The sequence below is a fragment of the Kaistella antarctica genome (assembly GCF_900109615.1).
Taxonomy (GTDB): Bacteria; Bacteroidota; Bacteroidia; order Flavobacteriales; family Weeksellaceae; genus Kaistella; species Kaistella antarctica.
In genome coordinates this window covers 248,829-267,891 of the sequence record NZ_FOIX01000001.1, presented here as the reverse complement: position 1 = coordinate 267,891, position 19,063 = coordinate 248,829, and the positions used below count along the sequence as shown (strand labels likewise).

At 35.6% G+C, this 19,063-nt stretch carries 18 protein-coding genes, 2 tRNA genes and 1 pseudogene; 4 read left to right on the top strand and 17 right to left on the bottom strand.

Going from position 1 to position 19,063, the window contains the following annotated elements; translation table 11 throughout:
• Positions 1 to 33: 33 nt before the first annotated feature.
• The 14 genes and pseudogenes from BMX49_RS01295 to BMX49_RS01230 form a co-directional block, all read right to left on the bottom strand.
• Positions 34 to 567 carry a hypothetical protein gene (locus BMX49_RS01295; protein ID WP_034717910.1) on the bottom strand — a complete coding sequence of 178 codons (534 nt, stop codon included), beginning with the start codon at positions 565 to 567 and terminating at the stop codon, positions 34 to 36.
• Between the two features lie 10 nt (positions 568 to 577).
• Positions 578 to 1,093, bottom strand: a complete 516-nt coding sequence (locus BMX49_RS01290; RefSeq protein ID WP_126337170.1) for a hypothetical protein — start codon at positions 1,091 to 1,093, stop codon at positions 578 to 580.
• A 158-nt stretch (positions 1,094 to 1,251) separates the two neighbouring features.
• Positions 1,252 to 1,788 carry a hypothetical protein gene (locus tag BMX49_RS01285; protein ID WP_034717907.1) on the bottom strand — a complete coding sequence of 179 codons (537 nt, stop codon included), beginning with the start codon at positions 1,786 to 1,788 and terminating at the stop codon, positions 1,252 to 1,254.
• Positions 1,789 to 2,102: 314 nt separating this feature from the next.
• Positions 2,103 to 2,468 (bottom strand): HIT family protein, encoded by a 366-nt coding sequence (locus BMX49_RS01280; protein ID WP_034717900.1) that lies wholly within the window; start codon positions 2,466 to 2,468, stop codon positions 2,103 to 2,105.
• On the bottom strand, positions 2,468 to 3,496 hold the full coding sequence (locus BMX49_RS01275; RefSeq protein WP_034717897.1) for an HNH endonuclease family protein: 1,029 nt from the start codon (positions 3,494 to 3,496) through the stop codon (positions 2,468 to 2,470). Before BMX49_RS01275 ends, BMX49_RS01280 begins: the two co-directional genes overlap by 1 nt.
• On the bottom strand, positions 3,493 to 5,445 hold the full coding sequence (locus tag BMX49_RS01270) for a recombinase family protein (protein WP_051803632.1): 1,953 nt from the start codon (positions 5,443 to 5,445) through the stop codon (positions 3,493 to 3,495). Before BMX49_RS01270 ends, BMX49_RS01275 begins: the two co-directional genes overlap by 4 nt.
• A gap of 41 nt (positions 5,446 to 5,486) precedes the next feature.
• A pseudogene (locus BMX49_RS01265) lies at positions 5,487 to 6,338 on the bottom strand (YifB family Mg chelatase-like AAA ATPase); the annotation flags it as partial.
• A gap of 130 nt (positions 6,339 to 6,468) precedes the next feature.
• Positions 6,469 to 6,546 (bottom strand) — tRNA-Val (locus tag BMX49_RS01260).
• Positions 6,547 to 6,587: 41 nt separating this feature from the next.
• Positions 6,588 to 6,662, bottom strand: a tRNA-Val gene (locus BMX49_RS01255).
• Between the two features lie 52 nt (positions 6,663 to 6,714).
• Complete coding sequence (locus BMX49_RS01250; RefSeq protein ID WP_034717894.1) at positions 6,715 to 7,953, bottom strand: bifunctional folylpolyglutamate synthase/dihydrofolate synthase; 1,239 nt, start codon at positions 7,951 to 7,953, stop codon at positions 6,715 to 6,717.
• A gap of 175 nt (positions 7,954 to 8,128) precedes the next feature.
• Complete coding sequence (locus BMX49_RS01245) at positions 8,129 to 8,995, bottom strand: hypothetical protein (RefSeq protein ID WP_034717891.1); 867 nt, start codon at positions 8,993 to 8,995, stop codon at positions 8,129 to 8,131.
• A 34-nt stretch (positions 8,996 to 9,029) separates the two neighbouring features.
• Complete coding sequence (locus BMX49_RS01240; protein WP_034717889.1) at positions 9,030 to 9,428, bottom strand: ExbD/TolR family protein; 399 nt, start codon at positions 9,426 to 9,428, stop codon at positions 9,030 to 9,032.
• Positions 9,428 to 10,108 carry a MotA/TolQ/ExbB proton channel family protein gene (locus BMX49_RS01235; RefSeq protein ID WP_034717888.1) on the bottom strand — a complete coding sequence of 227 codons (681 nt, stop codon included), beginning with the start codon at positions 10,106 to 10,108 and terminating at the stop codon, positions 9,428 to 9,430. Before BMX49_RS01235 ends, BMX49_RS01240 begins: the two co-directional genes overlap by 1 nt.
• Before the next feature lie 93 nt (positions 10,109 to 10,201).
• The gene (locus BMX49_RS01230) at positions 10,202 to 10,663 is read right to left on the bottom strand and encodes a hypothetical protein (RefSeq protein WP_034717887.1); all 462 of its coding nucleotides are present in this window, start codon (positions 10,661 to 10,663) and stop codon (positions 10,202 to 10,204) included.
• Between the two features lie 181 nt (positions 10,664 to 10,844).
• Here BMX49_RS01230 and BMX49_RS01225 point away from each other — a divergent pair, with 181 nt between their 5' ends.
• From BMX49_RS01225 to BMX49_RS01215, 3 genes are all read left to right on the top strand, one after another.
• Positions 10,845 to 12,638 carry a DUF885 domain-containing protein gene (locus tag BMX49_RS01225; protein ID WP_034721029.1) on the top strand — a complete coding sequence of 598 codons (1,794 nt, stop codon included), beginning with the start codon at positions 10,845 to 10,847 and terminating at the stop codon, positions 12,636 to 12,638.
• Between the two features lie 198 nt (positions 12,639 to 12,836).
• Positions 12,837 to 15,077 carry a PAS domain S-box protein gene (locus BMX49_RS01220; protein WP_034717886.1) on the top strand — a complete coding sequence of 747 codons (2,241 nt, stop codon included), beginning with the start codon at positions 12,837 to 12,839 and terminating at the stop codon, positions 15,075 to 15,077.
• 13 nt (positions 15,078 to 15,090) lie between these two features.
• A complete protein-coding gene (locus BMX49_RS01215) occupies positions 15,091 to 15,444 on the top strand; it encodes a response regulator (RefSeq protein ID WP_034717884.1) in 354 nt (117 codons plus the stop codon).
• A gap of 27 nt (positions 15,445 to 15,471) precedes the next feature.
• On the opposite strand, the gene BMX49_RS01210 is transcribed toward BMX49_RS01215, so the two are convergent.
• Positions 15,472 to 16,089, bottom strand: coding sequence for an endonuclease III domain-containing protein (locus BMX49_RS01210; RefSeq protein WP_034717882.1), 618 nt, complete (start codon positions 16,087 to 16,089; stop codon positions 15,472 to 15,474).
• Positions 16,090 to 16,121: 32 nt separating this feature from the next.
• Between BMX49_RS01210 and bcp the strand changes: the two genes are divergently transcribed.
• On the top strand, positions 16,122 to 16,574 hold the full coding sequence (gene bcp, locus BMX49_RS01205; RefSeq protein ID WP_034717880.1) for a thioredoxin-dependent thiol peroxidase: 453 nt from the start codon (positions 16,122 to 16,124) through the stop codon (positions 16,572 to 16,574).
• A 5-nt stretch (positions 16,575 to 16,579) separates the two neighbouring features.
• On the opposite strand, the gene BMX49_RS01200 is transcribed toward bcp, so the two are convergent.
• On the bottom strand, positions 16,580 to 17,800 hold the full coding sequence (locus BMX49_RS01200; RefSeq protein WP_034717878.1) for an aminotransferase class V-fold PLP-dependent enzyme: 1,221 nt from the start codon (positions 17,798 to 17,800) through the stop codon (positions 16,580 to 16,582).
• A gap of 89 nt (positions 17,801 to 17,889) precedes the next feature.
• On the bottom strand, positions 17,890 to 19,029 hold the full coding sequence (locus tag BMX49_RS01195) for a serine hydrolase domain-containing protein (RefSeq protein WP_034717876.1): 1,140 nt from the start codon (positions 19,027 to 19,029) through the stop codon (positions 17,890 to 17,892).
• Positions 19,030 to 19,063: the final 34 nt, after the last annotated feature.

Here is a 19,063-nt window from a genome sequence, read left to right as displayed (position 1 = left end):
CTGCTTTGCTGTGAATGTTATTATACTTTGAACCTATTTAGAGGGTGTTGCTGTTATCGAATATATATTTGAATCATTGGCGAAAATTAGGTTCGCACCAATTGCCTTTCCGTATAAAACCGCTGTTTTAGTTTTGAGTGTTTCAGCATCACCATTTTTTTCATTTCTATAATATGCATCACTAAATTCATCTTTTGTAAAATATGGAATTTCTGTTTTTGATTTATTATCAACAAGAACTCTCTTTTCAATAAATTTATCAAAGACATAAGAGTACTCTGCAAATATTTTATTTTTTGTTGGAGACATAGTTGACAATACCGCTTTTGAAATTGTTGTTTTACTAGGGGTTATCATAAGTTTCCAATCTACACCTTGTGTATCTTTAACAGAATATAGATAAACAGTCCCATTTTTTTCAGTTTTGTTACTTTCCGATGTTAGACTATATTTTGCTTCTAATTGTTCCTTAGTAATTTTTGTAACGGTTAAAAAATCTTTGATTGTAAATATTTGCCCAAAAGCAAATGTAGATACTAAAGTGCAGAGTAAAAAAAGTTTTTTCATTGTATTTTATTTATAATTGTTCGTAGCCTACTAGAATTGAATCTTCAAACCATAATTTCAAACCATATTTTGAATATGTCATGTACCGTAATTTTTTTCCTTTTATATTCATTTCTTTTGATTCATTAGGTGAATCCATTGAATCAGTAACAAAAATGTCAGTTCCTGTTTTTTCTTCAATCAATTTATCTAAATTCATTTTTAATCCTGAATTATATTGCCCAAAATAATAAGTAAAGTCAATTTCTTCTACATTTTTTTGGACTTCTTCTTTTGTATAATCGTTTTTAGTTGAGAGGAGAAATACTGGAATTTTGGAAAGAGATTTAAAAACTACAAAATCTGTTGTCTTTTTTGGAAACTCAAAATACATTCGTTCATATTTGTCAAAATTGAGCATGACTTCACTTAAATTTCTGCCTTTGCTTTGTTCAGCAGTGCATTTCTCACCTGTAGGGAGATAACATGTAAACTGACTAAAACAAAACCCTGAAATTAAAGTAGTTGTATATAATATTTTTCGCATATTTAAAAAATAGGTTTAATGTTTTTGTAGGATTTATATTTCACAAAGATTTTTTTGCATTGCAGACAGCGTTGGATATTTGTGAAGAAAGCCTCTGGTCATCAAGTGAGTCGGGATTTTTTTTACAAATACCATGTTCTAGGTAGGTTTTTTATGATTTACTTTCGAATAGTTGATGTACTAATTATAAAATTGTTTTGAAAACCTGAAACCGAATAAATAAGATTTTCTTTTTCATACGTAACTACATAAATTAATTTTTCAGGGTAATTTAGACTTCTTAAAAGTTTTAATAGTTCATCATATTTCAAATCAGTAGTTTCGAAATCTTTAGTTTTGTCTTTAAAAGCTGTAGATTTAATATGAAATAGTGGGTTCTTATTTAACTCTGTTGTCATTTTATACCAAAGTTCGGTTATTAAATCAGCATTAATATTTAATTGAAACAAGTCAATCCGATTTATTGTCTCATCTTCAGAATTCGATTCAATCGATACATTATAATTTGCCATCTTATATATCAGCATTGATTTTCCGAAAGTTGATTTTTTTTCAAAGGGTTTAACTTTAAAGGTTTTTTCAAAATTCTCTACTTTACTTCCGTAAAATTTAGTAATATTTAGTAAATCAGTGTAAGTTTGGGCACAATAAAAATTTGTTATTACGATTGCAATAATCAGTAAAAATTTGTTCATTTGATTTAATAATTAATTTTTAATATTGAAGATAGATAGTCTTATAATTGACTACAACTCCCAAATATACGAATAATATGAATATGTGGAAAGTGGTAACCTAAGTATTAAATCATTGCTTAATAGTTATGTATTACAATTTAATTACTTGTAAGTGATTGCAAGTAATGCGTATTTTTTTTCCTGAGCAGAGAGTCTAAGATAGAGTATGTTACATATAGAGCAGAATAATACGTATGGCATCTATATTGTTCTATTTGTTTGCTAATAAGTATATTGATAAATAGATACATCGCTTACCGTATTTGAGTGTTTTAATAACTCCCTTTTTCAGGAATAACATGTCTCACGCCACCTTTTGGATTTTCCATATCACCTTTATATCTTGGGATAACGTGACAGTGAAAATGGAAAACTGTCTGTCCAGCTACTTCTCCACAGTTCATTCCGATGTTATATCCATCAGGTTCATAATCTTTTAAAATTATCTCTTTCGCCAATTCAATTACCTTTGTCAGCTCAATCATCTCAATATAAGACAGCTCAAAGAAATCTCTTTTCACCTCATTTGAAATAATCAGCAAATGTCCAGGAGATACAGGAAATGCGTCTTTTAATATAAAGAAGTAATGAGTCCTGAGTATTATGCTTTCCTCTTTTATTTCAGTAAAGTCTATCATTAAAATAAAGGTTCTAATTCAATTTTTGGTGACCATTTCTGGATAGCTAAATTTAAGCATAATTCGTATTGCTTTTGTAAAAACTTTCTTCTTTCATCTGAAGTTCGTCCAGTTTGATTAACAATTGTTTCTCCTAAAGGATGCTTACTCTCGATATAGAACTCATTTCTCTTGTATAGTCTTTCTAAATACTTTATTTCAGGGATTTTAGCCCTTTTATTATTATTTACGTCACTATCTGACAGAACTAAGTTCCAAACCCCATTAACGTTAGCACCTTCATTATTAAGATTAACCTTAAAAGCATGAGGTAAGAAATGGTCTACGGCAGCGAGATTTTCATCTCCAGAAATTATCGTGATGTCTTGAAAGGAGTAGAAGCATTTACCCTTTTGATATCCGTTTAAAGATGCTCTTGCTGACGTAATTTCTTTTCTCTTCATAAAGGATGTTTCCAGGTAAAGAGTTTGTAGTTCATCATCTATCTTTATCTCTAGCAAATTGGGATTTAGATTAAGATTCCAGGCTGTTTCTACCAAATTCCAACGAGAATCTACTTCGTGTACAAAATTTTGAAATTGAATACTTTCTTTAAGTCGCAACAAATCGTCCGTTATCACGATTCTTTTGAAACTTCCACTGAAATCTTTCTCATAAAACTTATTGGTGATTTCTCCTCCATTAATATTCTGGAAAGCATCTATTACATTATTGAAACCGTATTTTTCAGTAACTGCAATCAAAGCATCATAGCTAATTTCATCTACATTATGTTTTCTACATGCATTGAGAAATGTGCTCGAACTAGAGTTTCCTTGCTTGTCACTGTTTTTGAGATGCTGTAATATATTGTTGACATAGATTGGAGCAAGTTCACTAATGGAGATGTCGGTTTTTTGTGTAGAAGCAAGTTCTAAAAGAGCTTTTCCAAATGCAAATTTGTAAGTAGCTGAATTCTTCCCGAACAGAATTATAGCTCTCCATTGAGATTCTAATGAAGGGTCGTTTTGAAGGAAATTGAATCTCATTTAATTTTTCTTTTCGATATAGGAATACCTTTTTTTATTATATGTTGTTCCACTTTTAGGTCAAATGAAAGTAAAAAGATGAACCATTCTCGGAGAGGCTTATTTTTATACAACGTATAATTTTCTACAAACCAAGTATAGTTAAATTCATTTTCATTCATGCAATAAATATTTGTTCCAGTAATTGGTGATAACCATTCAGGATTTAACTGGTAAAATTCTATTAAATTTTCTAAATTCCAGTCTTGTGGTACTCCATATGGATAAAATGGGTTGATAATAGGAATTATAGTATTGTTAAAATTCATCCATGGTTTTGCAACAATTCCATTACTAGTGTATAAAACTAAATTATTAAATTCATCCAGAGAACAGATTTCATTTTGAACAATACCGTTTATTTGAATTATTTTTTTCCGTGTGATAGATGTAATGAAGTCTCCTGAAAGATAATATTTTTCACTATCAATGCCAAAATTAAAATCAATCTTTATAGCAAAACTTCTTTTTTTTATATCAAGTAAGTTTAAAAAAATTCTTTTTATGTATTTGTTTATAACTTCTTTCTTATCGACAAAAGTTAATGTGCTTGAAAAATTGTTGAAGTCTTCAGAAGAGTTTACTAATAGTTCTTTGGAGCTTTCTATTAATGCAGAATATTGATTTAATATCTTTAGTTCCGTTTCTGTTTCCTGGATTCCCTTTCTAATTCTCTCTACCTCTTTTTTTGCCTCATTTTCGCTAACGATTCCTTTAGTAATAAAATTTACTAATTTATCTCGCTCACTAATTAATGCATTATATCTTTTCTTGTTTAGCTTAATTTGATTTTCATTTTCTAATATTCTTTCGTTTTTAGAGCTACTTCCAGAATTTATTAAATTTAACACCTCTTTTTTTTCGAAAAAATAACTCCAAATTACATTTTCAATTTTGTCGATATTTATTCCACCGTTTTCGCACGTGTGCCCTTTAATTCTTTTTGATGAACATCTATAAACGTGGTCATTTTTGTTTACTCGAGATAATCCTGTATAGTTTCTACCGCATCTTGCACAGGTAATCTTTCCTTTAAGCAGATATTTATGTGTGACTTTTTTTCCTGAATTATTTCTGTTTTTTATTAGGTTATCATTTACCCGTTGCCAATATTCCTCGGAGATAATTGCTGGTACATCATAGAATTGTCCCTGCCAGTATCTTTTCCCTTTGTAAAATGTATTCTTAATTATGCCCTGGATTGTTTTCCCTGCCCACTTCGAATCTGATTTTTTTCGTATTGTCAAGACTCCAGTATCTTTATTCAAATATTTATATTCACCAGGAAGTTTGCTATAAGATGTTGGAACTTTTTTTTCATTAAGAAGTTCAGCAATTTTATTTGTTCCAATTCCAGACAGAGATTGCTTAAAAATATATTCTACAATCGGTTTTTCATCTTCATCAACTACCAAAAACTTATTGTCATCCTTTGTATAGCCATATGGAGGACTTGCATGTACTTTACCTTGCTCAACATTGTAAAGCAGAGCTTTTTTTACTTTCTTCTTAGTAGTTTTAACATAAAATGCATTTGCAACAGAGAGAAAATTTGACATTAAGTAATTATTGTCAGATTCAAAATCAAAATCTCCTTGGTTGTAAAAGTGTAATTTTGTTCCAGTATCTTGAAAGAGTTTAAATAATGTCATCCAAACGATAGGTTCCCTTTCTAATCTAGATTGTTCGATAGCAAAAACTTGATTAATTAGTCCCGAATTGATATCCGAAACTAATCTTAAAAGCTCTGGTCTTTGGTCAATACTGAGAGTTCCCGAAATTCCATTATCCTCATAAATTAGAAATTCCAAATTTTTCTCCTTGGCGTATTTTGTTCCTAAATCGACCTGAACCTTCAGTGAATGGTCAGTGTCTTCTTCTTGAGACACTCTTGCATAAATACCTAACATACAAATAGTTTTGTACAAATTTAGACAATGTGTACATTATACACAACTACATCAGAAATTGTGTGGTGCGGACTTCGGAATGGACGAACCGTCATCAAAGAAGTTTCAGTTCCGATTTTTCCTGCGACAGAATGAATTTTAGTTGTTTCTAAGGCTTCCTTTAAAGTTAAGGGCGGCAAGATGGTTGGAACTCTTTTGGCTAGCATTGTTTTCCCACTTCCTGGCGGACCGATGAGAATAATATTGTGTCCGCCTGCTGCAGCAACTTCCATGGCGCGTTTGGCGGTCTCCTGACCTTTCACCTCTGAAAAATCATTTGGAAAATGATGAACCTTTTCCTGAAACTCTTTACGAATATCAATAGTCGTTCTTTCCAGCGGAATTCCTTCATTAAAGAAATCAACTACTTCCTTGATATTGTCCACGCCATAAACTTCCAGTTCGCTTACAATCGCGGCTTCACGTATATTTAGTTTGGGTAAAATAATTCCTTTAAATCCTTCTTCTTTCGCTTTAATGGCAATTGGTAGCACGCCTTTGATGGGTAATAATCCGCCATCTAAGGATAATTCACCCATAATAATATATTTACTAATCTCCTCGGCGCTGATTTGTTCAGAAGCTGCTAAAATCCCTAAGGCAATGCTGAGGTCGTACGCAGAGCCTTCTTTGCGCAAATCTGCTGGCGCCATATTGATGGTGATTTTTTTTCCCGGAATTTTGAAACCAATGTTTTTCAGAGCCGCCGAGATTCTATAACTGCTTTCCTTGATTGCATTATCTGGAAGTCCGACCAAATGATAACCAACGCCGCCAGTATCAACATTCACTTCGATGGTGATGGTTTGGGCCGAAACTCCAAAGATGGCGCTCCCGTAAATTTTTACTAGCATGGTTTGTGTTTTGAGATTAAAATTAGGAAATTAATCTCAATGTTTTGAAAAAGAATTATTTGGAATGTTTTGAGTGTGAGTAAGAAGTGGTTTGAAACCAAAAAAAACTCCTCAATTTCTTGAGAAGTTTTGGTGGGCGGTACTGGGTTCGAACCAGTGACCTCTGCGATGTCGACGCAGCGCTCTAAACCAACTGAGCTAACTGCCCTTAATTAAAAAAAACCTCAGAATGAACTGAGGTTTCTTGGGTGGGCCCTGAGGGATTCGAACCCCCGACCCTCTCGGTGTAAACGAGATGCTCTGAACCAACTGAGCTAAGAGCCCGATACCATTTTTGATGTGTCAAATTTTGGTTCGGCAAATGTACAAAAATTTTCTACTCCTCCAAATTTTTTTGTAGAAATTCTCCGACTACAAAGTTGCTTCCGCCGATAAAAATCATTTCTTCTTTTTTAAGTTGTTGTTTTGCAAAAAGATACGCCTCCTGAACCGTATCAAAAATTTTATAAATTATTTTCGATTTTTTTAATAAATCTTCGTAATCCTGAGGGTGACGGCCCCGATTGTTGGATGGTTTAGCAAAATAGAAGGTAGCGTTGCGAGGAAGAATCTGTAAAACTTCGGTAATGTTCTTTTCTGCTACAAAGCCTAAAATGATATGTTTGAATTTTGGAATAGAATTTAATTGGTCAAAAACAAGTTCTAAGCCTGCTTGATTGTGCGCAGTATCGCAAATGATGAGTGGATCTTTTGAAAACTCAAACCAACGTCCAATGAAGTTGGTGTTTTTAAGTACTTTCAAAAGTCCGTTTTGAATGTGTTTTTCTGAAATGGTTAATCCTGAATTTTGCAATTCTTTAGTTAAAGCTAAAACAACTTTAATGTTTTTTTGCTGATAGTTCCCTTTTAAATCTGATTTTAAATCGGTAGTAATTGTTGTAGCATCGATGAATTCAGTCTTCAGTTCGGATGCTTCTGATTTAATGATATTTTTAACGACCAAATCATCTGCACCTGAAATAATTGAAATATTTGGTTTGATGATGCCGGCTTTTTCACGGGAGATTTCTTCAATGGTGTTTCCTAATAAATCCTGATGATCCAAGGCAACGTTTGTAATGGCAGACACCAGAGGAGTAATAATATTGGTAGAATCCAATCGTCCGCCCAAACCTACTTCGATGATTGCGTAATCGACTTTCTTTTGATAAAAATATTCGAATGCCATAATCGTCGTGAATTCAAAAAATGACGGCGTTATTTCTTCGGGTAAATTTCTCAGCTTTTGAATAAAATGATAAACGAATTCTTTGTCACAATTTTCACCATTGATCTTTATTCGTTCTGTAAAATCGATGAGGTGGGGAGAGTTGTAAAGTCCAATTTTATAACCTGCTTCTTGCAAGACAGAGGCAAGCATGTTGCTAGTAGAACCCTTTCCGTTGGTTCCACCAATGTGAATCATCTTGAGTTTTTCTTGCGGATTACCAAACAAGTCACAGAGTTTTGTGATGTTTTCTAAACCTGGTTTGTAGGCTTTTTGTCCATCGGTTTGGTAACTTGGTATCTGTACAAAAAGCCAGTCGATTGCTTCTTGATATTGCTGATTTGTCATGAGGCAAAATTCCTAAAAGTTTTTGGTATCTAAAAGGTTTCCTTATTTATTCTGCTCTTTAATTGAAGCTGGAATTGCGACCCGACTTGAACGGAAATCCTTTTTTTTCAGTTGGACTTCGGCGCTGGCAGAAAAAAGATTGGGAGTGGAAGGCGGATAAGTCGCCCAAATAAATTTAAAAAGTAATACTGTAAGTTCCAGTAGAAGCGGAGTTCGATTTTTCTGCTTTTACGTATCTCTTCACCCAACTCACGGATGTTGAAACCACGCAGGGATCGGAAGCGCCGCCTGAACGCCGAGCTGAAATGACATTGCCAGCTTTGTCTACTGTATAGGCGATATTAATATTTCCACTCGCTGAACAACTATGAGAAGGTTGTGCGCCGCCACGGCCCATCGTTCCGGGAATAAATCCAACGAGTTTTCGATCGACACCAATTTTGCTATCGCCATTTCCGTCGCCACCCAAAGGATCGCCGGCATTACCAGTTGTTCCCGTCGTTCCTTGCGTGCCAGCTTTGGTTCCTCGACCTTTCAAGAGATTTCCAACGGCTGCAGTTCCTTTGCCATCGCCAGAGCCAGTATTTGAATTTGGAGTCGTCGCTTTTGCGGGAGTTTCTTTCTTCGGCGTGGTTGTTTTTGCGGGAGTAGATTTAGTTGGTGTTTTAGCTTTAACTACTTTTTCAACTTTCGGAGCACTTACTTTCGTATTTGTTCCCGTTATTACTTTTTCCGCAGGCTTTACCATTTCTTTTACCGGTTCTGGCTTTGCTTCAGGAACAATTTCCTCGACGGGTTCTGTAACTTCTGAATTGGCGGCTAAACTTCCTTCCTGATTGGCTGGCTCCTCTATTTCTGCACCGTCACGATTATCGCCGAAGTTAATGAGCATGGTCGTAAGTTGCTCGGGTTGTTCGGTAATTTTGGTAAACTTGTAAAAGAAAATCCCCAGAAAAAGTACCAGTGAAATGAGCAGCGTTATGATTGCGCTCCATGTTCTGTCTTTCGCTTCGTTTCTTTTATGTTTAATGATATAATCCATTGATGCGGAATTCCTTTTTTTATTAACTAATCGATTACTCTTCTTGAGTGGTTGCGATTGATAAGTTATATTGATTATTCTCGGCAATTCCCATCACGAAAACAACATCTTTATGTTTGGTGTTTTCATCGGCTCTGATCGTGAATGATGGTTTTTCTACGTCTTTCAAAGTAGTAACCAAATAATTTTCGAGTTGGTCCTTTGCAATTTCCTTATCGTTTACAAAATACTTGCCGTCTTCCTTTATCGTAACCACCGACGGATCCTGAACACTCGGGTTTGCGCTATCAGCGGTCGGTAATTTTACTTCAATAGCACTTTGACTAATAGCAGAACTCGTAATCATAAAGAAAATCAACAACAGGAAAATAATATCGGTCATCGAGGCCATACTGAACTCGGCGTTGACTCTGTTTTTTCTTTTCAACTCCATTATAACGGCGTATTTAAAGTATCCAGAAATTCATTCACATGCGTTTGAATTTTTAAAACCAAACGATCAACATTGGTGACCAAAATATTGTAAAAAAAGTAAGCTGGAATTCCGACGAATAAACCGATTGCGGTAGTTGCCATCGCTGTATAAATCCCAGTTGCCAATAGTTTAGGACTTACCGCGCCAGTCACGTTGGAGATTTCAAAAAACGCCATGATCATTCCGACTACGGTTCCTAAGAATCCTAACATCGGTGCGGCTCCAGCGGCGGATGCTAAGATATTTAGGTTTTTTTCTAATTTAGAAACTTCTAATTGTCCTTGATTTTGCATCGCGTTGGAAATGTCAGAAATAGGTCTGCCGATGCGGGCCAAACCTTTTTCGATCATTCTAGCTTCTGGCGAATCGATAGTTCTGCAGTAATCAACTGCAGTTGTGATTTTTCCTTCCTGTACGAAATCTTTAATATTTTCTAAGAAGTTGGGAGTTTGTTTGGAAGCTCTTTTAATGAAAAAGTATCTTTCTAAAAAGATGTAAAGCGCTAATATTCCTAAAAGAAAAATCGCAATCATAATAATATTTCCGACGAGCCCGCCGCCGAAAAGAATTTCCCAAAGTGAAAAAACGTGTTTTTCTGTGGTGGTATTGATGATTTGCGTTGGAGTTTGTAAAAACATGTGTACTTTTTGATTTTAAAATTGAACGTCAAAATTACCTTAATATTACAGATTTTAAGGTATTTATTTAAAGTAGAACTGAAATAAATAGGATTAATCTTCGTCTACAATAATTTCGTCTTGCTTGAAATTACATTTTAGTTTAAAGGGAATGGGTTGATCGGCGCCAGTATAAAAATCGGTAAGGCTTCCTTCCCAGAAAAGTTCTAATTGCCCGGCACCATCATTTTTAAAAGTGAGTTTGGTGTCGGTTAAAAAAACATCTTCATTATTAAAGAGATCAACTCCGGTGAAATTATCGGCGTCTGAATCTTTAAGGTCAAAACATTTCCCAGCTAGTTCGGCGTCCTCCATGGGGAAATCGAAAACGGTTATCGAAATTTGCGGAAATTGGTATTGTAAAGAATCATCATCTACATGATCCAATGAATCATCGGTCATGATTTCTACTTCCAAAAAATGTTGAGTGTTGCTGTAAAATGCTTTGCAATAAGAACTTCGGATGTGATATTTTAAGGTTTCATCCGGATGATAGATTTTTAAAATCCCTTTCATTTTTTTAAGAAAAATTGAGTTAAAAAATTAATCAGCGAAACTGATTGAGCAAAGATAAAAAATAGATTGATTGTGCAAAGTTATTTGATGTAATTTTCGAATCTACTGAAATCAGCAGCGTAAATCAACATAGCAGACTTTAAACTAAAACAATTAAATTAGCATCTTCAAAAGTATGATCATGAAAAATTTTATATACACTGCTTTCTTAGGAGTAGTTTTCTTGGCGGGATTTACAAGTTGTAAAAAATCTGATTCTCCTTTGACCAAAATCACACCGGTTGAAGTAGATTCCATTGCAGCAAATTATTACGAGCAATATCTTAAACTTTATCCGTTGGAAGCCACTTCTCAAGGCGATCTTCGATATAACGATCAGTTGCCGATCAACATTGACAAAGATTTTATCTCTGGCGAAATTTCTTTTTATAGTTCCGTTCAAAATCAATTGAAGAAGTTAGATTATAAAACTTTGAGCGACGATGACAGGACTGTTTACGATGTTTTGGATTATACTTTAAAGGATAAAATTGAGCGCTATGCTTATCATCCCGAATATATTCCGTTCACTCAGTTTGGAGGTTTGCCACTGGATTTTCCTTTGCTAGGAAGCGGTGAAGGAAGTCAACCCTTTAAAACTGAGAAAGATTATCAGGACTGGTTGAAGAGAATGGAAAAATTCCCTGAATGGATGGACACTGCAGAATTAAACTTCCGAGAGGGAATGAAAAACAGTATCGTTTTGCCAAAGAAACTGGTGGTGAAAATGATTCCACAAATGAGAGCTGATGAATTAACAAGTCAAGATTTTGACAAAAATATATTTTTCGGACCGCTGAAAAATTTCCCCAAAAATTTTAGCAGTTCACAGAAGGAAAAACTGACCGCGTCTTATAAAGAGGTTATTTTGAAAAAAATTATTCCCGCTTACACCAAGATGGGAAATTTCTTAGAAAAAGAATACTGGCCGAAAGCCAGAACGACGGACGGAATAAACGGTTTGCCAAAAGGAAATGAGATTTATGCCTATTACACAAAAAGCTGGACTACAACGAGCAAAACGCCCGAGGAAATTAACAAAATTGGTAGAGAACAAGTCGCAATGCTTCGGGCTGAAATGGAAAAGGTGAAACAAGAATTGGGCTTTAGCGGGACTTTGGAGGAATTCATTATGCACGTAAAATCTGATCCGAAAGCGATGCCTTATAAAACGGAGAAAGAAGTTATTAATGCTTTTAATGGAATTTTAACGAAGATCAAACCGAAATTGAAAACAATGTTCAACGTAGATCCGATTACTCCTTTTGAAATCAGACAGACTGAAAAATTCAGGGAAGCTACGGCGAGTGCTGAATATATGCCCGGAACTCCCGATGGAAAAAGACCAGGAATTTTCTACATGCCAATTCCCGATCCGGAGAAATTTAATGTTACCTCTGGAATGGAATCTTTGTTCTTACACGAAGCAATTCCAGGACATCATTACCAAGTATCTTTGCAGCAAGAAAATTTAAAACTTCCAAAATTTATGCGTTTTGGCTGGTTCGGTGCGTATGGCGAAGGTTGGGCGCATTACTGCGAAACTTTAGGTCCAGAGTTTGGCTTGTACACCGACCCTTACCAGAAAATGGGTTATCTCAGCGATCAAATGTTGCGTGCGGTGCGACTTGTGATTGATACAGGTTTGCATACGGGAGCCTTAAATCGGGAAGATGCCATTAAATATTTTCTCAGTAATATTTCTTATGATGAAGGAAGTGCGGTTGCAGAAATAGAAAGATATATGGCGATGCCGGGACAAGCTTTAGGTTACAAAATTGGATCATTAAAGATTCGTGAACTGCGTGATCGGTATGAATCAAAACTAGGAGCTAAGTTTTCTTTGCCGAATTTTCATGATGAAATTTTAAATCAGGGTTGTCTGCCGCTGGATGTTTTAGATCGTAAGATGGAACTTTGGGCAAAGAAACAGTAAAAAATCATTGACTTTAAAATATAGGAATTCCGTTAAAATTTGACTTCGCGATGCGTTTCAACAATGATCAGTTCTGTCGAATTTAAAGAATATTCTCCTTCCCAAATAGCTGTGATTGAAAAAGGTTGCCTAGCTAAATAATTAGGAAAATATTAAGATATAAGTAGTATTTTTACCGGTCAAAAATCTCCCTCCTTTATGGACTTTAATTCTCCCCATATTCACTTCTCGCTCAAAGAGAATCTCCTTGAAAACGTTATGCAAAAGACACCGTTTGGGTTTTCATTGATCAATGAAAATTATGTCTTTGAATTTGCAAATCAGGCGTGGCTGGACATTGTTCAGAAAACGAAAGAGGACGTGTTGGGTAAGAAAATCTTCGACATTTTTCCGGAAACTGAAGATCAATTGCTTTCTATATTTGAGAATGTTAAAAAAACTAAACAACCTTTTTACGCGCCAGAACACAGTGTGAAATTGAAGAGGGCTGGTGTTTTACAAGACGTTTTTTTCAATTTTGTCTATCAGCCGATTTATAGTGAAACGGGTGACCTGCAATATTTCGCTACCGTAGTAATTGAAGTGACCGATCTGGTAGAAATTAGAACTAAAGTTAAAGAAGAAGAGGAAAGACTAAGGTTAGCTACCGAAAGTTCGCAAACGGCGACATGGGATTTAAATCTTCTAACAGGCGAAATCGTGCATTCGTTCTTTCTGTCCAAAATATTTGGGTATGAAATAGAAGACAAGGTTTCTCACAAACAATTTAGAAGTCACTTAGCAAGTGAAGATCAAAAACAAGTGGTTGAAAATGCATTTCAAAAAGCCCTGAAGATTGGGACTTACCAATATGAAGCCCGTATTATCGACAAAAACGGTAATGAGAAATGGGTTGCAACCAATGGTAAAATATTTTTTGATGACGACGGAAAACCGGTTCGCATGCTGGGTGTCTTGCAAGATGTTACCGAAAGAAAAAATACCGAGATCCTTTTACAGCAAAGTCATCATCTGCTAAATACGGCGCTCGATGCCACCAAATTAGGCCGATTTGATATGGACTTTGAAACACAGCAGAAATATAATTTCTCACCTCGTTTTCTGACCATACTCGGTTATGACGCAGATACTGAAACCATAGATTCTCATGTATTCGAGAAACATATTCACCCGAAATTTCTGGATTCTAGAACGGAAGCTTTATTAAAAGCTAAAGAAACAGGTGATCTATTCTATCAAACCAAAATTATTCTTCGAGATGGAAAGGTAAAGTGGATCGAGATTTATGGGCGACTTCATGACAGTTATGAAGGAACCAAGCCCTTCGTCTCGGGAACTATTCGCGATATAACAGAGTTGAAAGATTTTGAAAAGAACATCAGCGAGAGTGAAAAAAAGTACCGGTTTTTAGCTGATGCAATTCCGCAAATCGTTTGGATTGGCGAAAGTGACGGCCGACTTACGTACTTCAACAAAGCCACCATGGATTATTCGGGTAAAGATTACAATACGTTTTTGTCAGCTAATGGTTGGCTTGATATCGTACATCCCGATGATAGAAAGGAAAACGAAAGACTTTGGTATAGAAGTATAAAAACTAAAGAACCCTTCTTTTTAGAACACCGTTTTCGTAGCAAAACCAACGAATATCATTGGTTTTTGAGTAGAGCCTTTCCCGAGCTGGATGAAAATGGCGCTGTGAAGAAATGGGTCGGCACCAGCACGGATATCGATGACATGAAAAAACAGGAAAAACTCAAGAATGATTTCATTAAAATGGCCAACCATGAATTGAAAACTCCTGTAACGACCATTAAAGGTTATGTCCAGCTTTTAAAAAAAATGCGTGCTAATTCAGAAGACAAATTCTTGGTCAACTCATTAAATACTATTGAAAACCAGGTGAATAAACTGAATTCACTGATTGGGGACTTACTGGATATTTCCCGTATGGAATCTGGGAAATTGCCCTTAAACAAAAAAGATTTTTCGTTGGTAGAGCTTGTGACAGAAACCATAGAAGATATCAAAGCTTCGGATGACAGTCATCACATTAATTTTGAATTAAAGCATTCTTCAGATATTGAAGTGCGCGCAGATAAAGAAAGGCTTACCCAGGTTTTGAATAATCTTTTAACCAATGCCATCAAATATTCGCCCGCGGCTTCAAATGTTGATGTGGAGCTTTTTACGGATGGTAAATGTGCCATTGTTTCGGTACGGGATTATGGAATAGGAATCGATAGCGAAGAATTAACTAAGATATTCGAACGCTTCTATCGCGTGTCTGGTGATGATGAAGAAACGTTCCCCGGCTTCGGGATTGGTCTTTTTATCGTAAAAGATATTTTGGATCGGCATCAGGGAAAAATCTGGGTGGAGAGCAAGAAAGATCAAGGGAGTAAGTTTTACTTTTCGCTTCCTTTACATAAAAATTAAATTAAATAGAACTATGGAAATTTTGGTGGTCGACGACAATAAAGACATATGCGAACTGATCGAAAATATTTTACTTTCGGAAGGGTACGATGTGGAGTCATGTTCTAATCCTCTGGAATTTGAAAATATTTTGCAATACGTAAAACCGCGATTAATCATTACCGACTTACTGATGTCTGGCTATGATGGCCGTACTTTGACCAAAAAAGTTAGAAGCAATGCCGAAACGAAAGACATTAAAATCATGATGATGTCTGCACATCCCGACGCTAAAAAACTTAGTGAGACTGCGGGTGTAGATGATTTCTTGTCTAAACCTTTTGAGATTGATGATCTCGTTAAAAAGGTTGAAGTATTGCTGAAATAGAGCGTTCTTCATTTCTAAATACAATACTTAATCGAAAAGCATCTTCGTTATAAAATCATTTTCTTTATTTCCTCTCGCTGGCGAATATTCTCGGCCATAAAAAATAATTTGCAAGTGCAGTTTATTCCAGATTTCTTTCGGAAATAATTTCTTCGCATCTTTTTCTGTCTCCACTACATTTTTCCCAGAAGTTAGTTTCCACTGCGTCATCAACCTGTGAATGTGCGTATCTACAGGAAAAGCTGGGAATCCAAATCCCTGACTCATTACCACCGACGCTGTTTTATGACCAACACCAGGAAGTGCCTCTAATTCTTCAAATGTTTGCGGTACAATTCCGTTATGTCTTTCTGCTAAAAGCTCCGACATTCGTTTAAGGTTTTTTGCTTTCGTATTGGTCAGGCCTATTTCCTTAATTAAATATTTAATTTCTTCAAATTCTAAATCTTTCATTTTAAATGGATCGCCTGCAACCTCAAAAAGTTTGGGTGTAATCTCATTTACTTTTTTATCCGTAGTTTGAGCCGAAAGAGCAACCGCGACCAAGAGCGTAAAATGACAACTATGATCCAGCGGAATGGGAACTATAGGATAGATTTTCTCTAATTCGGTCATTACAATTGCTGCTCTTTGTTTTTTTAACATATTAATTCTAAATTTGAACAAAATTAAACATTATGTTAACAGTAGGAGATAAATTACCACAATTTGAACTTTTAAACCAAGATGGTGATAAAGTACAGTCAAAGAGTTTCTTAGGAAAAAAACTAGTTATATTCTTTTATCCGAAAGCGAGCACGCCTGGTTGCACCACCGAAGCATGTAATCTGAATGATAATCTTGCTGAATTAACCAAAGAAGGTTATCAATTAATTGGAATTTCTGCCGACCCAGTTCCTGCTCAAAGAAAATTTCATGAGAAGAATGCGTTTCAGTTCCCGCTTCTTTCTGACGAGTCCAAAGAGACTTTAGAGAAATTTGGAGTTTGGATAATGAAGAATTTCATGGGAAGAGAATACATGGGTGTCATGCGAACTACTTTCATTTTCGACGAAAAAGGGATTTGTACCCGCGTCATAGATAAGGTGAAAAATAAAACAGCCGCCAGACAGATTTTAAAAGAATCTTAAAATAATTAGCCCAGCATTCGTTGGGCTTTTTTTACGCCTTCTGTTAAAATATCAATTTCTTCGAAAGTATTGTAGACCGCAAAACTTGCCCGAACGGTTCCTGCGATATTAAAATAATCCATAATGGGCTGCGTGCAGTGGTGACCAGTTCTTACGGCGATTCCGAGTTTGTCTAGAATCATGCCGACATCAGAAGCGATTCCTATTCCTTCGAGGTTGAAAGAAACGACGCCCGTTCTGTGTGCTTTTTCGCCATAGATTTTGAGACCTTCAATTTCTAATAGTTTTTTCTGAGCGTAATCAAGCAAAGCAGTTTCATGCGTCTGAATGTTTTCTTGGCCAATTGCTTCCATAAAGTCAACGGCGGCTCCTAACGCGATATTTCCACCAACGTTGGGCGTTCCAGCTTCGAACTTAAACGGTAGATCTGCGTAAGTTGTTTTTTCAAAAGAACAGGTTGCAATCATTTCTCCACCACCGTGGAAAGGTTGAATTTTTCTAAGGATTTCTTCTTTACCATATAAAATTCCTGTACCCATTGGCGCATACATTTTATGTCCAGAAAAGACGAAGAAATCACAATCCATCTTCTGAACATCAATTTTAAAATGAGGCACCGATTGAGCGCCATCAATCACGATCATGGCGTTCGAATTCGCTCTGGTTTTAGCAATAATTTCTTCAATAGGATTAATAACTCCAAGAGCATTTGAAACCTGATTTAAGGAAACGATCTTCGTCTTGTCATTTAAATGTTCATCTAAAAAGTCGAGTTGCAGAATTCCGTTTTCGTCCATCGGAATTACTTTCAATTTTGCACCCGTTCGTTCACACAACATTTGCCACGGAACGATGTTCGAGTGGTGTTCTAAATAAGAAATAATAATCTCATCATCTTTCTTAATCAAATTCGTAATCGCATAAGCGATGAGGTTAATTCCTTCCGTTGTTCCTTTGGTAAAAATAACTTCAAAATCATTTTTAGCATTAAGGAATTTCTGAACTTTTCTACGAGCCACTTCCATTTCTTCGGTCGCCAATTGACTCAAAGTGTGAATCCCACGATGAACATTAGCGTTGATCTCTTTGTAATACTTTTCCCAGCTTTCAATAACTGAAATCGGTTTTTGAGACGTTGCGCCGTTATCTAGATAAACCAAAGGCTTACCATTAACGGTTTGAGAAAGAATAGGAAATTGACTGCGAATATTTTGAATGTCGAACATAATGCTTATTTAGAATACTTCAAATTTACGGAATTTTAAATTGAATTATTGTCACAGAAGCCGTAAACAGATAGATAAAGCAAATGGTTTTAATTGAAATGGTTGACGACTTCATTCACCAGGAAATCTACTTCTTTTGGCCTACTTTTACCATCTAAAGTTTCATTTTTATTCATTCCGGTACGAACGATAACCATTTGTTTTTCAGGAATCATGATAATATATTGTCCGTACAAGCCTCGAAAATAATAATGTTTAATTGCAACATCTTCATTGATCCAAAGTCCCAATCCATAAGCTCCTTTCGACAATTTTGTCGGCGTCCGCATCTCTTGGATAAAATTTGAATTAAGGATTTGCTTGCCATCAAACTGTCCGTCATTTAAAAGTAGTTGGCCTAATTTCGCAAAATCTCTGGAATTAGAATTGATGCAACAAAACGTTTTTTCCATGCCGAAATCATCGGTGTTCCACTCTGCATTTTGTTCCATACCTAAGAGTTGCCACAAAGTTTCTGAAGCATATTCTGCAATAGTTTTATCGAGGGATTTACGCAAAGCGAAACCTAAAAGCTGTGTAGCTCCCGACTGATACTCGAAGTTGGTCCCAGGCTTAGCTTTGAAACCTCTTAACAAAACAGCTTCTTCTAAAGATTTTCCGTAATAAGCTTTTGCGTTGGGCAGAAAAGGATTGTTGTAATCTTCCTTCCAATTTAAACCGGCTTCCATTTGTGCTAAATCAGCGAGCGTTAAATATTTTCCGAATTCTACGTTATTGTAATTTTGAAAGAAGTCGGCAAACTTCTCGTCGATGCTTTTAATTTTTTTCTGTTCGATGGCTTTTCCGACCAGCATGACCGTGATCGCTTTGGCCATAGAGAAAGAATTGGTTTTAGAATTCTGATTGTAACCGTCCCAATATTCTTCATGAACTAATTTTCCATTTTTGATGACGAGAAGGGAAGCTGTTTTCGTCTGTTTCAATTCGTCAACGAGGTTTTTCGGTAAAGTTTTTTTATTGTAAATTGAATCTTTCACCCACGGAATAGTATTTCCTTTAGCAATGGTGTGTGATTTGAAATAGGTGCCGTCATCAATGGAAGAACCTGCTTCACCACGCAGGTACGTTTCTCGGATTCCCTTAAATAAATAATCATATCCAAAAGTGTAAGCCAGCGCAATTAAGGCGGCGATCCCGACAAGTATTCCTTTTACTATTTTTTTCAGCATGCGAAAATGTTTAAGACAAATTTAGGATTATTAA